The sequence below is a fragment of the Emticicia aquatilis genome (assembly GCF_014644295.1).
Lineage (GTDB): Bacteria > Bacteroidota > Bacteroidia > Cytophagales > Spirosomataceae > Emticicia > Emticicia aquatilis.
In genome coordinates, this window is the sequence record NZ_BMKK01000003.1 from 333,761 (window position 1) to 351,306 (window position 17,546).

A 17,546-nucleotide genomic window follows, 5' to 3' on the forward strand; every position below is an offset into this window, starting at 1 on the left:
GCACAAACAAAACCGCTTTCGTAGTGGTTTTGTTTGAATGAATATCGTCTGGTTTAAAAGAGACTTACGCCTAAGCGACCACGCACCTCTCAAAGCTGCCATCGAAGATGGAGAATCATTTTTGATGCTTTATATTTGGGAGCCGTCGGTCATGGCCGACCCACATTACAGCCCTCGACATTGGAATTTTGTTCAGCAATCACTCGACGACCTTAATAGTCAGCTTTCGGCTGGAAATGCTTTGCTGTCTATTACGGTTTTAGAAGGTGACGCAGAGGCTGTTTTCACTGCCATTCATAAAAAATATCAACTCAAAAAAGTATTTTCTTACGAAGAAACGGGACTGAAAATTACTTACGACCGAGATAAAATTCTGACTAAATATTTCAAAGAAAACAACATAGAATGGCGAGAATTTCAAACCAATGGTATTGTAAGAAAGCTAAAAAATCGTGAAAACTGGTCGGAGCTTTGGAAAACCCACATGCACCAAAAAATCGACGAGCCTGATTGGACAAAACTAAGAAATCCATGTTTGGTTTTTGATGAAGAAAATGAGATTTATAAGCAGTTTCTTCCTAAAAAATACTATCTAAATAACGATAAAGAACCTAAGCCAATTTTTCAGCCAGGTGGCGAAACTTACGCCCATCGCTATCTACAAAGTTTTTTGAATGATAGAGCCAAAAATTATTCAAAAACTATCTCAAAACCGCTTGAAGCTCGCAAAAGTTGCAGCCGACTTTCGCCTTATATCGCTTGGGGGAATTTGTCGATTCGACAAGTGTATCAGTACACCCAAAACGCCAAAAAGCGAGTTTCGTACCGCCGAGATTTAGAGAACTTTTCCTCTCGACTGCACTGGCATTGTCATTTCATTCAGAAGTTTGAAATGGAAGACCGCATGGAGTTTGAAAACATTAATCGAGGTTATGATAATTTACAAAAAGATGAAAAACAACACTTTATCGAGCAATGGCAAGCAGGAAAAACTGGCTATCCGCTCGTGGATGCTTGTATGAGATGTGTCTGTGAAACTGGCTATTTGAACTTTCGGATGCGGGCAATGGTGGTTTCCTTTCTTACGCACCAACTTTTTCAGCATTGGAAAGAAGGAGCGGTTTTTCTCGCCCAACAATTTCTTGATTTCGAGCCAGGAATTCACTACCCACAGTTTCAGATGCAAGCTGGCGTTACGGGTATGAACACTGTCAGAATGTATAATCCTGTGAAACAATCGCAAGACCACGACCCGCACGGAATTTTCATTAAAACTTGGGTAAAAGAACTCGAAAACTGTCCCGAAAACTTTATCCACGAACCTTGGAAAATGACACCAATGGAGCAAGACTTATATAATTTTCGTTTGGGAGAAAATTATCCTTTTCCAATAATTGATTTAGAGCAAACTACCAAATTTGCCAAAGACAAGCTTTGGGGAATCAGAAAAAATATTGAAGTAAAAGCCGAAAGCAAGCGAATTTTGAGCAAACACGTTGTGCATCGCAAGAAAAAGAAATAATTTTGTCTGTGGGGCGAACATCCTGTTCGCTGAAGAAATGGCAATAAATTTTGAAAAACAATTTGAAAAACCACTAATAAGAAGTATTAAGTGAAAAACCATAAACCCTACATTTACCTCCTAACTTCCATGTACATTGCAGGAGTAATTGGTCTAAATATCAATGCAACTGCCGAACTTTTTAAATTTCTCACGCCTTTCAATTTGGTCGCATCGTTGGGCATTCTGCTCTATTTTCACAACGATTGGAATCGTAATTTTATCATTTTTGCCGTAATTACCTTTCTAACTGGCTATTTCATTGAGGTCATAGGCGTAAAAACTGGACTAATTTTTGGGCATTATCAATACGACCGAACCCTCGGATTTGAGATTCTTGATGTTCCACCAGTTATTGGAGTTAATTGGCTTTTGTTGGTTTATTGTGTTGGAAGTTCTTTTTGTCGAGTTAATCAGCCGTTATACATCAAAGTGATTTACGGTGCAATGCTAATGACAATGTTCGATTTTTTGGTCGAACCAATCGCCATTCGTTTAGAAATGTGGTCGTGGTTTGGGCTGCTTCCACCTGTTCAAAATTACGTTGGCTGGTTTCTCGTTTCAGCGTTTTTACTTACTCTTTTTCATTGGTTACCCTTCCGAAAAGACAATAAAATTGCCTTTTGGTTGTTGATTCTTCAAATATGTTTCTTTGGCATACAGAGTTTGTTATTTTAATTTTCAAATCATTACAACTTTTTTCTGATAAATCGAATCATTATTTTTGAAAGAGTTCATTTACCTATTTTTACAAACACACTCTGATTTATGAAACCCTTTTTTAAAACCTTTGCGAGCCTATTGGTAGGTTTTGTGGCTGTTACAAGTTGCGAGAAACAAACCGAAGAACCAACTCCAGTTTTAACGACTGATACTTCTATTTTTGCTAAATATATTGCTGTAGGTGGCTCATTAGTTGCAGGTTATACCAACGGTGGGCTTTACCGAGAAGGCCAACTTGCTTCTTATCCAAACCTTATTGCTCAACAAGCAGGTGTAAAATTCGACCAAGCACTTTTTCCAGTGGGCCAAGAAAATGGAACTGGGTATTGGGCAACAACTCAAAATAATACTTCGACACTATTTGATAAAATTTCAGACAAACTGGCTGTAATTGCTACTGCTCCACTTACTTTGACTAAATATTCGGGTAGTGTTGCAAATAATTATGGAGTAGTGGGCTTACGAGTTTCGGATGTCAATAAAGCAGGGTTTGGCAATGCCAAAACACAAGGTTTTAATCCATTTTATGAGCGAATCCTTCCCGCAGGAAAAGAAGAAACTTCATACACCGATTTTGTCAAGGAAAGTAATGCTACTTTCTTTGTGGCGAGTATTGGTGAGCAAGATTTATTGTCTTATGCAGCATCGGGCGGTAAAACTTCAATGACCGAAACATCTTCTTTTGCTATCAATATTCAAAAATTACTCGATGCTTTAGTGGCAAATAAAGCAAAGGGAGTTTTGACAAATATCCCAAGCGTACTCGATTTACCTTATTTCAATTTTTATACATTTCAAGAACTTGCCAAAAGTGTTGGTACAACTGATATTTATATCACTACTGGAAATGGAATCGTGAGAGTCGCCACGGCAAATGATAAAATTTTGATGGAGGCTATTTCGAATGTTGGGAAAGCCAATGCCGCAGGTCAAAAGAAAGGATTTAGTATGGCTTATCCACTGACGAGTGAAGAAGTGTTAGACAAAGATGAAATCAGTATTATCGCTTCACGTCTAAGTGATTTTAATGGTGTTTTGAAGTTAGAAGCCGATAAAAGAGGCATTCTTTTAACCGATTTGAATGGTCTTTACGCCCAAGTAAAAAGCAAAACATATACTGTAAATGGCGTTAAATTTGATAATTCATTGTTTACAGGCGGCTTTTTTAGTCTTGATGGTATTAACCCAACACCACGTGGTTCGGCCGTTATTGCCAACGAAATCATCAAAGTTATCAACGAAAATTATAAAAATTCATTAAAAACAGCAATTCCTTCGCTTGATGTTAGTAAATTTGAGGCTTTAAAAGTCAAATAACTTAAATTTTAGACAGTTTGGTCTAAAATTGCGAAGCGAACCAAATAATGAAAATATCAATCGTTACGGCCGCCTACAATTCAGCGGCAACCATCAAAGACACCATCGACAGTGTACTCTCACAAGATTATCCAGATATTGAATATATCGTAGCCGATGGCGGCTCGAAAGATGGTACGGTTGAAATTTTGAAATCTTACGGCAATAAAATCAAGTGGGTTTCTGAAAAAGATAGTGGTATTTACGAAGCCATGAGCAAAGGCGTTAAAATGGCTACTGGTCATGCCGTTGGAATTATGGGTTCTGATGATTTTTATCCTAATAATCAGGTTATTAGCAAAGTAGCTAAAGCTTTTGAAGAATCAAAAGCTGATTCAGTTTATGGTGATTTGTATTACATTGATGCCGTTGACACCAATAAAATCGTAAGAAATTGGAAGTCAGGTAAATATGACCGTAACCGCTTCTTAAATGGTTGGATGCCACCCCATACCGCTTTTTTCTTAACAAAAGCTGCCTACGATACTTATGGTTTGTATGATACTTCATATAGAAGTGCGGGCGATTACGAACTCATGCTTCGTATGCTTTACCGCCACAAACTTTCTTCTTATTACATTCCGGAAGTTTTGATGAAAATGCGTGTTGGAGGAACAAGCAATGCCTCGCTTAAAAATCGAATAAGAGCCAATAAAGAAGACCGCCGAGCATGGGTTGATAATGGCATTGAGCCTCGTTGGTACACGCTCTACGCCAAGCCTCTTTCAAAGATTTTTCAATGGATTTTGAAGTAATTCTTTTGATTTTCACCAATGAATAATGATGTTGTGAAGAGTAACAAACATTCTTCATTCTTCATTCTTCATTCTTCATTCTTATTATGTCTTCACACCATATAGTGCGAGAAAAGCAAGAGCCTGCACTCATTATTGCAAATGGCGAAAGTTGCAGCTCAGAGTTACTCGGGCAGCTTCTCGAATGGAGTCCGTTTGTGGTTGTGCTTGATAGTGCCATCCATCGTGTGATGTCGCTCGGTATCAAGGTTGATGTATTGCTGGGCGATTTTGATAGAGATATTGATTTAGAAGAAATCGAGCAAAGTCAATATCCAATTGAGATTGTTCATACGCCCGACCAAGATAAAACTGACCTCGAAAAAGCCTTTGATTTCTTGATAAATAGGGGTTTTCCTGCTGCAAATGTGGTTTGGGCAACTGGCCGCCGTGCTGACCACTCCATCACGAATATGACTAATATTATTCGTTACAAAAGTAAACTTTCTATCGTTATGATAGATGATTATTCAGTTATTTACCCCCTTTTACCCCTCCCCAATACCTTTGAAAAGTGGTACGCAAAAGGTTCTAAAATATCACTTATCCCGATAGGTAACGCTATGGGTATATGTAGCAAAAATTTACTGTATCAACTTGATAATGAGCAACTTATATTGGGTTATCGCTCGGGTAATAGTAATGAGGCTGCCGAAGATGGAATCGTGAGTATTTCTTACCTATCAGGCGACCTTCTTCTCATGGAATGTCATGATTAATTTATGTTTTTTTCAATGTGGATAACTTTTTCAGAATTTATTTTTTTTTCTGAAAATAAAATATTTACATTTGTCAATGAAAATATAACCAAGCCACTTCAATAAAAGTCCCAATTTGGAAAGAAAAAAGTATTTACTTTATGTGGATAACTTTTTTTATTAAACTTTTCCAATCCGCTCATTAAGTAACTAATTGATTATTAGCTCTTAATAATTTCATAACATTACACTTTTTGACTAACGGTAAATAGGTATAGTTTTTTGATTTTTATATGCCTTGACATTTTACTAATTTTACATCTGTTGTTTTTGGCAGAGATAGTAATTTTGACCATTGACAGACTGCTTTATAGAATTGTTGTATTGAACCCAAAAAGTGACTGGCGGTCACAAAATATATAACTGTTTTTTTAGTAATTGAATCTTTTGTGCAAGGCTAAAATTGTTTGGCTCTGACTATAATCTTGTTGTGAATCCCTAAAACCCTTTTCTAAGGCTGCCTATGTTTGTAATTAAGAGAGACGGACGCCGCGAGTCGGTAAAGTTCGACAAAATCACTGCTCGTATCGAGCGACTTTGCTATGGTTTAGAACCTGCATTTGTCCAACCCGTTGAAGTTGCCATGAAGGTCGTGGCTGGTATTTATGATGGCGTTTCTACGTCTGAATTAGATAGCCTCGCTGCCGAAACGGCCGCTTCGATGACAACCAAGCACCCCGATTACGCTATTTTAGCTGCTCGGATTGCCATTTCAAATTTACACAAAAATACCCTCAAGTCTTTTTCTGGTACGATGAAGATGTTATATCAATACATCGACCCGAAGACAGACCAAAATGCCTCTTTAATTGCAAAAGATACGTGGAAAGTGATTCAGAAACATGCAGCTTTGCTTGATTCTGCAATTATCTACGACCGTGACTTTGGCTATGATTATTTCGGATATAAAACGCTCGAAAAATCATATTTGCTCAAACTCAACGGTAAAATCGTTGAGCGTCCACAACACATGTTGATGCGTGTAGCCGTAGGTATTCATGGTGAAGACATCGACCGTGTAATTGAAACTTACGAATTATTGTCGGAGCGTTGGTTTACTCACGCTACGCCAACGTTGTTCAATGCTGGTACGCCAAAACCACAACTTTCGTCGTGCTTCCTGCTTACGATGAAAGAAGACAGTATCACTGGAATTTACGAAACACTTGGTCAAACTGCTCAGATTTCACAGTCTGCTGGTGGAATTGGTTTGGCTATTCATAATATTCGTGCAACAGGCTCGTACATCAAAGGTACAAACGGCACTTCAAATGGTATCGTACCGATGTTGCGTGTTTTCAACGACACCGCTCGCTACGTTGACCAAGGTGGTGGAAAACGTAAAGGTTCGTTTGCGATTTATATCGAGCCTTGGCATGCCGACATCTTCGAGTTCTTAGATTTGAAGAAAAACCACGGAAAAGAAGAACTTCGTGCAAGAGATTTATTCTACGCACTTTGGATTTCGGATTTATTCATGAAACGTGTAGAAGCCAATGACACTTGGTCATTGTTCTGCCCTCACGAAGCTCCAGGGTTATCTGATTGCTACGGTGAAGAGTTTGAAAGACTTTACGAAAAATATGAGTTAGAAGGAAAAGCCCGCAAGACTATCAAAGCTCAAGACCTTTGGTTTGCTGTGATGGAGTCGCAAATTGAGACAGGTACTCCGTATATGTTGTATAAAGATGCAGCTAACCGTAAATCAAACCAAAAGAACTTAGGAACGATTAAATCATCGAACCTTTGTACTGAAATCATGGAATACACATCTCCTGATGAAGTAGCGGTTTGTAACTTGGCTTCGATTGCATTGCCTAAGTATATTACAAAAGATGAGAAAACTGGTTTCTTGAAGTTTGACCATCAGAAATTATATGAGGTAACGAAAGTTATTACGAAAAACCTCAATAAAGTAATTGATGTCAACTACTATCCTGTTCCAGAAGCAGAGCGTAGCAACCTCCGTCACCGTCCGATTGGACTGGGTGTACAAGGCTTGGCCGATACATTCATTACATTAAGAATGCCTTTTGAGTCTGACGAAGCTCGTAGATTGAACAAAGAAATCTTTGAAACAATTTATTACGCAGCAATGGAATCGTCGATGGAATTGGCAGTAATCGAAGGAGCATACCCAACTTGGGAAGGTTCTCCGATTTCGCAAGGTATTTTCCAATTCGATATGTGGGGCGTAACGCCAGACTCAGGTCGTTGGAATTGGGAAGAATTGCGTGAAAAAGTGAAGAAAAATGGGGTAAGAAACTCATTATTGGTTGCTCCAATGCCAACGGCTTCTACAAGCCAAATCTTGGGTAACAATGAGTGTTTTGAACCTTATACGTCAAATATTTACACTCGTCGTGTACTTTCGGGTGAGTTTGTGGTAGTGAATAAGCATTTATTGAAAGATTTAGTGAAAATTGGTTTGTGGAATGATACCATGAAAAACAAACTAATTGCCGCTAACGGTTCGGTACAATCAATTCCTGAGATTCCACAAAACTTGAAAGATTTGTATCGTACGGCTTGGGAAATTAAGCAAAAAACTATCGTTGATATGGCCGCTGACCGTGGAGCATACATTTGCCAAAGTCAGTCATTAAATATCTTCATGGAAAATGCTAATTTCGGTAAATTGACTTCGATGCACTTCTACGCTTGGAAAGCAGGTTTGAAAACAGGTATGTATTATCTACGTACGAAAGCCGCTTCTGATGCTGTTAAGTTTACGGTTGACCGCCAAGCAATTGCGGAGGTTGTACCAGCTACATCGGTAGTAGAAGAAAAACCATTAGATTACGCAAAATATGCAGAAGAGCAAACAGCCAAATCAGCGGCTGCTGCTACATTTGCCAGCGAAGAGGAATATCAATATGCAGCAATGCAATGCTCGCTCGACGACCCAGAGGGTTGCGAAATGTGTGGCTCATAAGGGATTCCGACTTGCAAATGCTCTTTCTTAATATAAAATCACTACAAAACCACCCCGAAAAGGTGGTTTTGTTTGTTTTAGTGCTTTTGTTATTTTTTTACTTCAATAAAAACCTCGGCTGTTTCATTGCCATTACTTACTAAGATTCGGTAAATGCTCGCATTATCGGCTGCATAAAATGAAAATGTACTGCTCGATAGATTTGGTTGCCAGAATAGGGTAGTTCTGATATCGAGTTTGGTAGATTCTTTGGCTTGGGTCGTGCCATAATTTGGACTAAAGAAAGGTTTTGGGTCGTGATAACCAATGATTGTTAATTGTTTGGCACTTGATTTTAGGCCAGCATTATTGCGTTCGGAAGGTTTTGAAACAGATGATTTGGTATAAATCGCAATTACGCCATTGGCCCCTCTCGACCCAAACATCGCACGAGCAGTTTTTAGCACTTCAATGCGGTCGATATTGTCCATACTCACATTCATTAAAGAGGTAACGTCTTCTACTGGAAAGCCATCAAGCAAATAGAGAGGAGCAGAGTCTCCCTCGATAGAGTTTTGCCCGCCACGCATACGTACTTTTATTCGCCCATCGGCATAAGTGATTTGTACGCCTGGTACTTTTCCTTGCAGAGCCATTACGGGGTTCATTCCAATCAAAGCTGGACTAATCTCTTTTGCATAAACTGTAAAATCGGGATTGCCGTAGATGGGTTTGCTGACAAATTGTTTTTCGCTGCGTTTGGTGCTTACGCTTACTTCATCAAGTTGAATCGCATCTTTCGGCAAATCAATGTCTTTTTCTATTAAAACCGTTGATTGTAAGTCTTTTACGGTAAAATTAGGCTTGAGGGTTGAAAGTTTTATTGCGGGAAATTCTTCGGCATCGAAAAGGACTCTTTCGAGTAATTTTCCTTTTAGGTCGGTTGCTTGGTAGTTGATGTCGGTAGTATCACTTAGCTGAATACCCGATACCGAAAACTTACCTTCGGTATCAGTCAAGGTCGTGACGGTAGATTTGGCTTTTCCAAAATAGAAAACCAAATTGGCCAGAGCGGGTTTATCGTTTTTATCTAAAACTTTGCCCGAAAGGCTCAGACCAGTTTCAGCCAAATATTTAAAATCGGGAATAGTTTTGAAGCTGGAAGCAGGCAAAAAGGCTTTTGCTTGAGCAGTTAAAGCCTTTGCTCGTCGAACCGCCATTGTATCGGTTACCGAAACTGTCAAGCTTTCGGGCTTTATGCCTTCAATCATAACATTAATTTTTTCACGAGTTTGATATGTTTTTTTATCAGTTATGACTTTAAAAACAGATTTCGTGGCCACATTATCAGCAATATATTGTTTGGGCGAAATAACGGGGATAATTTGTTCATAAAAGCATGAATCTCCAAAATTTCGCATCCATTTGGTGTAAGCACGAAGTCGATAATTGCCGAATGTTAGGTCGGCTGGGAGTGTAAACATTCCTTTGAAATGCAGCGAATCGACGTGGTGTTTTTGGCGAGTAATCAGTTCGTTTTTAGGGCTTATCCATTCAACATAAACCACTTTACTGATAGAGTCGCTCATGGAAGCATCGGCATACAGCATTTTGCCCGAAAACCAAAGGTTTTCGTTTGGATGATAATATGATTTATTGGTTGTGAGCTGTACTTGCTCTTGCAAACGCCACAGGCCTTTTTGGGTCGTAGAATCAAGCTCTATATTCAGTTTTTCTTTAGGAATTTCTCTTTCGATGCTTTCGTTAGGCAAGTAATCGAGCGGAAGCATTTCGGCCAAACGTTTGCTGCTCATAAAGCCCGAAATAATTAAATCTTTGGGATTTTGAATGACTCCACGGTCGTTGAAATCTAAATCTTTGAGGTTTTCTATCCACGAAATCATGCGGGTATCGTCACGGTAAAACTGCCCGTTGTAGTACGGACTCGCAAAGTGTAATTCAATACGTTTTGGAAATCTGATGCGGTATTCTGAAGCAATTCTTCCTTTTCTTACCAATGAATCTATCGGGTAGGCTAAAATACTTTTACCCAATTGGCCGTAAAAATTACTGGTTCGGTTGGCAGGATTGAACCCTACGGCATCTATAAAGCCTTCGTAGCCTTCGGCTTTGAGCTTTCGCTGAGCCAAAGCCCAAAAAAGATGACGGTCGGAGCCTTCAAAGGCCATTTGGCGGTTTTGTGTCCATTTATTAGCTTCTTTTTCGCTAACTGGTTTTAATTCTTCAAAACGAGCGTAGCCTTGATATTGAATTTCGTCGTTGGCTAAAACAAAACCCGTGAGTGTAAAAAAAACTCGGTAGCCCAATGCTAAATTTTCAAGTTCGATGGGGCGAGTGCTGGAGGCTTTTAAAACGCCTTTCGTATCTTCAAAATCTATCAGATAACTGTTTTTAAAGGAGCAAGCCTTCGCCAACGGACTTTCGCCCAAAATGGCTTTTGAGAAGCGTTGAAATTGTTTTTCCCAAGTTTTATCTTTGCTTGCCGAGACTTTTACTTCGCTGAGTTCTTGCTCGTTAGGGCTGATTGTGAAGTCGATTTCCTTTGTAGCATCTGTTTCGCCTCTGACAGTTTGGCGTGCAGGAGCATAGCCCACCATTGATACCGAGACAATTACAGTGCCAAACGGTATTTTTGAGATAGTATATTCGCCATTTTCGTTGGTGCTTGTACCTTTGGTTGTATTGGCAATAAAGACATTGGCAAAAGGCACGACTTCGGCTGTTTTAGCATCACGCACTACTCCCTTGATGGTGAATGTTTGAGCCGAAATGGCAAAACTGGCGAGCGAAAAAAATAAAATTGTGAGGAGATTTGAGCGGAAAAATTGTGTCATAATGTAATAGGTATATGTGTTTTAGGTTTTTTACTTTAAAGTAAACGAAATTATTTGAGTAAATGTATTTTGAAAGATGGCATTAATGAAATTTATGTAGCTAAAATTGTTAATTTTAATCCAATTTTAAAGAGAATATAACGAAATGACCCCGAAAAACGATAGAAAAGCCTACGGTAACAGCCTTGCCGAAAATGTGGCAATAACTCTGATGAATGGAAAATGTATTTGTTATTCACACCGAGAATATTGCGGTATGGGACTAATCTATGAAGATGAGGTTTTCTATTATTGTGAAGTAACCGATGGCTGTAATTTTTGGGAACAGCAGTCTTTTCCGAATAAAAAGGCATTTGTTAGTTGGCTGGCCAAACAGTCAGACTACACCATGAGTAGGGCCGAAGAAAAAGGTATTTCGGAGTTTTATGTAAATAATCAATGCCTTACTAAAGATAGATTGAGAAATCCTGCTGAGTGGATAGAGAAAGCGGAGCATATTGGAGTTGGGAAATTGGGTGATAGATAATAGGGATGTCAAATTACTTTCTCAAGAATCAATTTATAAAGCTCTTCAGCCTTGAATATTTTATCAAATTGCTTGACAGACTCATGCACATGACTGCCATCAGGGTGAAGCTCAAGATTGAAAAAATCAGTCTGTTCAGTCAATAAGCTGTCTAAATCAAAATGACAAGTTTCGAGGATAACTTGTTGATAATGAATATAAAGCGATTCTTCTTGAAGGTGCTTTAAAATCTGCCCGAATGCAATAATCCATTCGGTTTTATACCACAGAAAATTGAAAATACTACCTTTCTGAAAACTCTTGTTGGATAGATATACCACGTAAACGATTCGCTCTTCTAAAGTCAGTGTAGCAAAAAAATCATCGAATTGCCCGCCTTTTAGCTTCCAACTTTCTTCTTTCGGACGAATGTTCTTTCGGAAAAGTTCTTTTAACTGTAACTCAGGCGTTGTGCCTTCAAAAGCAAAAGCTATTTTTTCAGAAGTAATTTTTTCTTGAAATAAATTGAAAAATCCACGCTTTGGGTCATGCTCAAACTTTACTACTTTTCGATTAGATTTCAATAAACGAAGAGCAAAAACTATCAATAACAATAATTTGAATATGACCCAGAAGTGTTTCAAGTTTAAGTGTTTTATGCGGCAAATTTACGATAAAATTCCTTTAATAATTTGTCCATGCACATCAGTTAAACGAAAACGACGACCTTGATATTTGTAGGTTAGTTGTTCGTGGTCGATGCCCATGAGATGCAGTAAAGTGGCTTGAAAATCATGTACATGAACTGGGTTTTTGATGATATTATAACTAAAATCATCGGTTTCTCCGTAGCTAATACCTGATTTTACGCCAGCACCCGCCATCCACATCGTAAAGCATCTTGGGTGATGGTCTCGGCCGTAATCGTCTTTGGTTAGTTTGCCTTGAGAGTAAACCGTTCGTCCAAATTCTCCGCCCCAAACTACTAAAGTATCTTCAAGCAAACCTCTTCTTTTTAAATCTATAATCAAAGCTGCGGTGGCTCTATCGGTTTGTTTGCATTGGTGAGCCATTCCTTTGGGTAACGAACCGTGGTGGTCCCAGCCTTGGTGATAGAGCTGCACAAATCTCACGTCTTTTTCGAGTAATTTTCGAGCTAAAAGGCAATTAGCGGCATACGTTCCTTTGTCTCGGCTACCTTCGCCGTACAATTCAAAAACTTCATAGGGTTCTTTAGAAGTATCCATTACTTCGGGAACAGAGGTTTGCATACGATACGCCATTTCGTATTGGGCGATTCGGGCATCTACTTCGGGGTCGCCCCAAGTTTCGTTTTGTAACTGGTTGAGTTTTGTCAAATATTCCAACATTTCTTGGCGGTCTTGGCCGTCATAACCTTCGGGATTATTGAGAAATAAAACTGGGTCTTTTCCCGAACGGAATTGGACTCCTTGATGCTCGGAAGGCAGAAAGCCATTTCCCCACAAACGAGCATAAAGTGGCTGGTCTTTCGAGGCATCTTTTGAAACCAAAACAATAAACGCAGGCAGATTTTGATTTTCAGAACCCAGTCCGTAACTCATCCAAGAACCAATTGAAGGTCGGCCAGGGAGTTGATGCCCCGTTTGAAAAAAAGTTATGGCGGGGTCATGATTGATTTGCTCGGTAAACATAGATTTTACGATGCACAAATCATCAACCACTTGGGCAGTATAAGGCAGTAAATCGCTTACCCAAGTCTTACTTTTTCCGTATTGATTAAATTTATAGGCCGACGGAACGAGCGGTAAAACCGCTTGATTGGCACTCATACCCGTAAGTCTTTGCCCTTTTCGCACCGAATCGGGCAAACCTTGCCCAAACATATTACTGAGTTTGGGTTTATAGTCGAAAGTTTCAAATTGCGAAGGGCCACCACTCATAAACAAATAAACGACTCGCTTGGCTTTGGGGGCAATGCTCGGTAAAGCACTCATAATTTGCTGTTCGAGCGTGTTGCCTTTTGCGTTTGAACTAATCAAACTACCCAAAGCCATTGCACCTAAACCAGAGGCCGTGCGGAGCAAAAAATTACGTCTATCCAATTTTCGATTTAAAGTCAAAAACTCAGGCGAATGAAGTTTGAAAGTATCGTCGTGATGTGCCATTTTATCGTTTGGTAAGGGTTGCGTCTGAGTTTAAAATCGTACTTGCCACAACGGCATTGGCGGCTACTGCGGCGGCTTCTAAAGTTGGGTCAATTTTGTAAAGTCCTGTTTTTAGCCAACCTTTAGTTTTATCTGGATTTCGTTTAAACTGTTCATATTCAGCTTTTTGTAGAGATAAAAGTAAGTCCAGTTCTCGTTCAGATGGCATTTTACTGCTTAGTTTTCGGTAAATTTCAATGATTGCTTTTCGTGTATCGGTTTGTTTGGTCATACTTTCTCCCATTACTTTGGCGGCTTCGACAAAAGTTGGGTCGTTGAGCGTAACGAGGGCTTGCAAAGGCGTATTGGTCTTTTGTCGGCGAACGACACAATAGCTGCGAGAAGGAGCATCGAAAGTACCCAATGTTGGATTTGGTACCGAACGCTTAACAATCACATAAAGACTACGGCGATAAATAGCATCGCTCGAATCTTGGGTATAGTGTGTATTATTGATTTCCCAAAGTCCATCAGGTTGGTAAGGTTTTACGCTTTTACCGCCAATTTTTTTATTGATTATGCCACTCACTGCCAGGGCGTTATCACGCATCATTTCGGCCGAAAGTCGATTGCTTGGCCCGTGCGAAAGCAAACGGTTTTCAGGGTCACGCTCACGCACTTCCTTGATAGCTTTTGAATCTTGTCGATACGTGGCCGACATCACGATTAGTTTATTAAGTTTTTTTACATCCCAATCTTCTCGAAAATTGACTGCCAGCCAATCGAGTAATTCGGGGTGGCTTGGCATTTCGCCTTGATTGCCAAAATCTTCGGTAGTTTTCACAATGCCCGTTCCGAAGAAATTTTGCCAAATTCGGTTTACTGCTACTCGTGCAGTGAGCGGGTTATTTTCATCAGTAAGCCATTGTGCCAAACCAAGTCGATTTTTAGGTAAATTGGCAGGAAATGCAAGAATATCTTTAGGTGTATTGGGTTTTACCTCTTCGCCCAAAGCATCATATTGCCCTCGATGAAGCAAGTGCGTGACTTTAGGTTTAGGCATTTCTTGCATGACCATTATTTCAGCGATTTTTTCACTTGAATCAGATAAAGCCGTTCGGAGTTTTTGTAGTTCTTTTTGTGCCGCTAAAACGCTTGGATTGATGGCCGAAAAGTAATAGTCTTTTAAAATCGCTTTTTCCGTTGCATTTAATTCGCTCGCTGATTTATTGGTAATACTGCTCCAATCGGCCTTTTTTGCTAAGATTTTTACTTCAAATGGTGTCAATGCTCGATTGTAAACTACGGCGTCGTCAACCTTTCCACCCTTAAAACCTAAGCCACGCCACCAGCCGCCAATTTGTAAGGCAGGCTCTGATTTTGAGAAAAAAATAATGTCTTTGTATAGTTGGTCGATGACGGTTTCCATCGCCATTTCTTCGCCATCGAGATATAATTTGAAACCATTGGCTCTGGCTGAACCATCATAAGTCATGCTCAAATGCAGCCATTTTTCTCGTGGGGCATCTTTCAAACTCAATTTTGTAATGGCATTTGAAGGAGCGGTGTGAGCCATCGTAATTTCCAATTTATTGTTTCGTAGAAAAAGGTGGTAGCCCTTGAAATTATACAGACGCTCGGCGTTGCTTTTATGAAAAATCACTCCATCTTTCATTTCTTTTGGTATGTACGCCCACATTCCAACCGTAAAAGCCTCTGATTTTCTGAAAACGCCTACGTCTTTTAAATCAGCATAGACATCGCCATCCAAGAGCAAGACTTGACCTTTAGAGGTTTTCTCGAAAGTAGGTTTATCAAGTGTGCCCGCATCACGCCGCATCACGCCCGATTGTTTTGGGTTGATACTGTTTCTAAGGGAATCTTCAAAGGTATAAAATCCTTGTAAGTTTGCTTGTGGTAAAGTGTTGTTTATCAATGATTTATATTCATTGTTTTGCAGCCATTTTTCAAAATCTGCCGAAGCCGAATTTTGTGTTTCGATAACTTTTTGTTCTTGCTGTGTGATGGAGTTTTTGATGAAATTAACGACTTTTTCTTGTTCAGCAGTAGGTAAAAGTAGGGTTGGAGTGGGAAGGTCATCATTCCAAGAAATCTGCCCTGCTTCTCTTACATTATTGAAAAAACTGAATAGTTCATAATAATTTTTCTGCGAAATAGGGTCGTATTTATGGTCGTGGCATCTGGCACAACCAACCGACATCGCCAAGAAAGCATCGCCAAAAGTATTGGTTCTATCCATGACATATTCGGTCTGAAATTCTTCTTCTACAATGCCACCTTCTAAATTTTGAGGATGATTTCGATTAAAAGCCGTAGCGATAATCATATCTTTTGTGGGCGAAGGAAGCAAATCACCAGCCAATTGTTGGTGGATAAAATTGCTATAAGGCATATTTTCGTTGAAAGCCCGAATGACCCAATCTCGGTAGGGTGACATATCTCGAAGGCGGTCAACTGTATAGCCATGTGAATCGGCAAAGCGTGCCAAATCGAGCCAATCAGTAGCCATTTTTTCGCCATAATGTGCTGAAGCGAGTAATCTATCTACTTGTTTTTCGTAGGCGTTGGGGCTATTATCGTTCAAAAAAGCATCAATTTCTTCGAGAGTTGGGGGCAGTCCGGTCAAATCAAAAGATAAACGACGCAGTAAAATTTCTCTCGAAGCCTCCTTCGATGCTGATAAACCTTCTTGCTCCAGACGGCTAAAAACGAAGTTGTCAATTTGGTTAATAGGCGAAAAAGTAAGCGTATTTTTAAGAGAAGGAATATTTCTTTTTTGTGGTTTCACAAAAGCCCAATGAGGTTGATAAACCGCTCCATTTTCAATCCACTTGATGATGACAGCTTTCTCGTGAGCCGATAAACTCAAATGAGATTTGGGCGTAGGCATCATATAAGTTGGGTCGGTAGAGAGGATTCGGTGAAAAACCTCACTTTTTTTTAAGTTTCGTGGAGAAATTGCTACTTTTCCTGGGCTTTCTGGTAGTTGTGCATAAGCGGCTTCGGGTAAATCTAAGCGTAAACCTGCTTTTTGTTTGGCTTTATCTGGTCCGTGGCACGCAAAGCATTTATCCGATAAAATGGGTTTTACATGAAGGTTATAATCTAAATTTGCAGGTAAGTTTTTATAGGCAAGTGCTACATCTTCGGGCAATTTTGTAGGGTTAGCATGCTGATGCCCATTCGGTTTGAATGACCATAAATAAATACAAGCAATGAGTAATAGTAAGTATTTTTTCATGATTGACTCATTATTTGAAATAGTAAATTTTGACTTGCAAGCTATGAATGTAATTATATTGCTGTATTATATAAATACTCCGTTAGGAGTTAAATATCGGTAGTAAAGCTTATGCACAAATTCAATTTGCTCCGTAGGAGCTAAACCAATTTACTCAGGGTCTTTGAAAATATATTTTTCATCAAATTCAATATCGAACAACTTTAAAAATCCCTTGTATTCTTCTAAAAATGTCCTCTTTTTGTGGTGTTCTTCTTGGTTTTCAATGTATTTTATGATGGTTGGTAGTTGAGATTGTCCATAAGAAAATGCGGCGTAACCTTCCTGCCAAGCAAATTTACCTTTGGTTAATTTGTTTTCGTTTATCCAAAGCGAGGTCATTTGTTTTATATCTCGCATCAAATCGGCAAGTGCTTGTGTACTACGAAATCCGATTAAAATATGAATATGGTCAGCCATACCGTTGATAATCAGAACTTTGTGACCATTATTTTGTATAATTCCAGTTGTGTATTTATAAAGTTTATCTTTCCATTCACGTTGAATTTGGCTTTGTCTAAATTTTACCGCAAATATCAAATGCAGATGTATTTGTGTGAATGTATTAGCCATTTTTTTGGGTGTATTTTTGCGTTGTTGTTGGTTAGTTTAGCTCCTTACGGAGCAAAAGAAATCTGTTTTTGCTGTTATTT

General features: G+C 39.2%; 12 protein-coding genes. 7 read left to right on the forward strand and 5 right to left on the reverse strand.

Annotated features, from left to right (window positions below; translation table 11 throughout):
* The first annotated feature begins 37 nt into the window (after window positions 1-37).
* From IEX65_RS08815 to IEX65_RS08840, 6 genes are all read left to right on the forward strand, one after another.
* Window positions 38-1,522, forward strand: coding sequence for an FAD-binding domain-containing protein (locus tag IEX65_RS08815; protein ID WP_188765679.1), 1,485 nt, complete (start codon window positions 38-40; stop codon window positions 1,520-1,522).
* Window positions 1,523-1,651: 129 nt separating this feature from the next.
* Window positions 1,652-2,239 (forward strand): carotenoid biosynthesis protein, encoded by a 588-nt coding sequence (locus tag IEX65_RS08820; RefSeq protein ID WP_188765680.1) that lies wholly within the window; start codon window positions 1,652-1,654, stop codon window positions 2,237-2,239.
* A 90-nt stretch (window positions 2,240-2,329) separates the two neighbouring features.
* Window positions 2,330-3,601, forward strand: coding sequence for an SGNH/GDSL hydrolase family protein (locus IEX65_RS08825; RefSeq protein WP_188765681.1), 1,272 nt, complete (start codon window positions 2,330-2,332; stop codon window positions 3,599-3,601).
* 47 nt (window positions 3,602-3,648) lie between these two features.
* The gene (locus IEX65_RS08830) at window positions 3,649-4,395 is read left to right on the forward strand and encodes a glycosyltransferase family 2 protein (RefSeq protein ID WP_188765682.1); all 747 of its coding nucleotides are present in this window, start codon (window positions 3,649-3,651) and stop codon (window positions 4,393-4,395) included.
* Between the two features lie 86 nt (window positions 4,396-4,481).
* Complete coding sequence (locus IEX65_RS08835; RefSeq protein WP_188765683.1) at window positions 4,482-5,153, forward strand: thiamine diphosphokinase; 672 nt, start codon at window positions 4,482-4,484, stop codon at window positions 5,151-5,153.
* Between the two features lie 502 nt (window positions 5,154-5,655).
* Complete coding sequence (locus IEX65_RS08840) at window positions 5,656-8,127, forward strand: ribonucleoside-diphosphate reductase subunit alpha (RefSeq protein ID WP_188765684.1); 2,472 nt, start codon at window positions 5,656-5,658, stop codon at window positions 8,125-8,127.
* A gap of 89 nt (window positions 8,128-8,216) precedes the next feature.
* On the opposite strand, the gene IEX65_RS08845 is transcribed toward IEX65_RS08840, so the two are convergent.
* A complete protein-coding gene (locus tag IEX65_RS08845; RefSeq protein WP_188765685.1) occupies window positions 8,217-10,961 on the reverse strand; it encodes a carboxypeptidase-like regulatory domain-containing protein in 2,745 nt (914 codons plus the stop codon).
* Between the two features lie 145 nt (window positions 10,962-11,106).
* On the opposite strand from IEX65_RS08845, the gene IEX65_RS08850 reads away from it, so the two are divergent.
* A complete protein-coding gene (locus IEX65_RS08850) occupies window positions 11,107-11,487 on the forward strand; it encodes a hypothetical protein (RefSeq protein ID WP_188765686.1) in 381 nt (126 codons plus the stop codon).
* An 8-nt stretch (window positions 11,488-11,495) separates the two neighbouring features.
* On the opposite strand, the gene IEX65_RS08855 is transcribed toward IEX65_RS08850, so the two are convergent.
* From IEX65_RS08855 to tnpA, 4 genes are all read right to left on the reverse strand, one after another.
* The gene (locus tag IEX65_RS08855) at window positions 11,496-12,110 is read right to left on the reverse strand and encodes a hypothetical protein (protein ID WP_188765687.1); all 615 of its coding nucleotides are present in this window, start codon (window positions 12,108-12,110) and stop codon (window positions 11,496-11,498) included.
* A gap of 24 nt (window positions 12,111-12,134) precedes the next feature.
* The gene (locus IEX65_RS08860) at window positions 12,135-13,613 is read right to left on the reverse strand and encodes a DUF1501 domain-containing protein (RefSeq protein ID WP_188765688.1); all 1,479 of its coding nucleotides are present in this window, start codon (window positions 13,611-13,613) and stop codon (window positions 12,135-12,137) included.
* A gap of 1 nt (window position 13,614) precedes the next feature.
* Window positions 13,615-16,854 carry a DUF1553 domain-containing protein gene (locus IEX65_RS08865; RefSeq protein ID WP_188765689.1) on the reverse strand — a complete coding sequence of 1,080 codons (3,240 nt, stop codon included), beginning with the start codon at window positions 16,852-16,854 and terminating at the stop codon, window positions 13,615-13,617.
* Between the two features lie 150 nt (window positions 16,855-17,004).
* A complete protein-coding gene (gene tnpA / locus IEX65_RS08870) occupies window positions 17,005-17,466 on the reverse strand; it encodes an IS200/IS605 family transposase (protein WP_188765690.1) in 462 nt (153 codons plus the stop codon).
* Window positions 17,467-17,546: the final 80 nt, after the last annotated feature.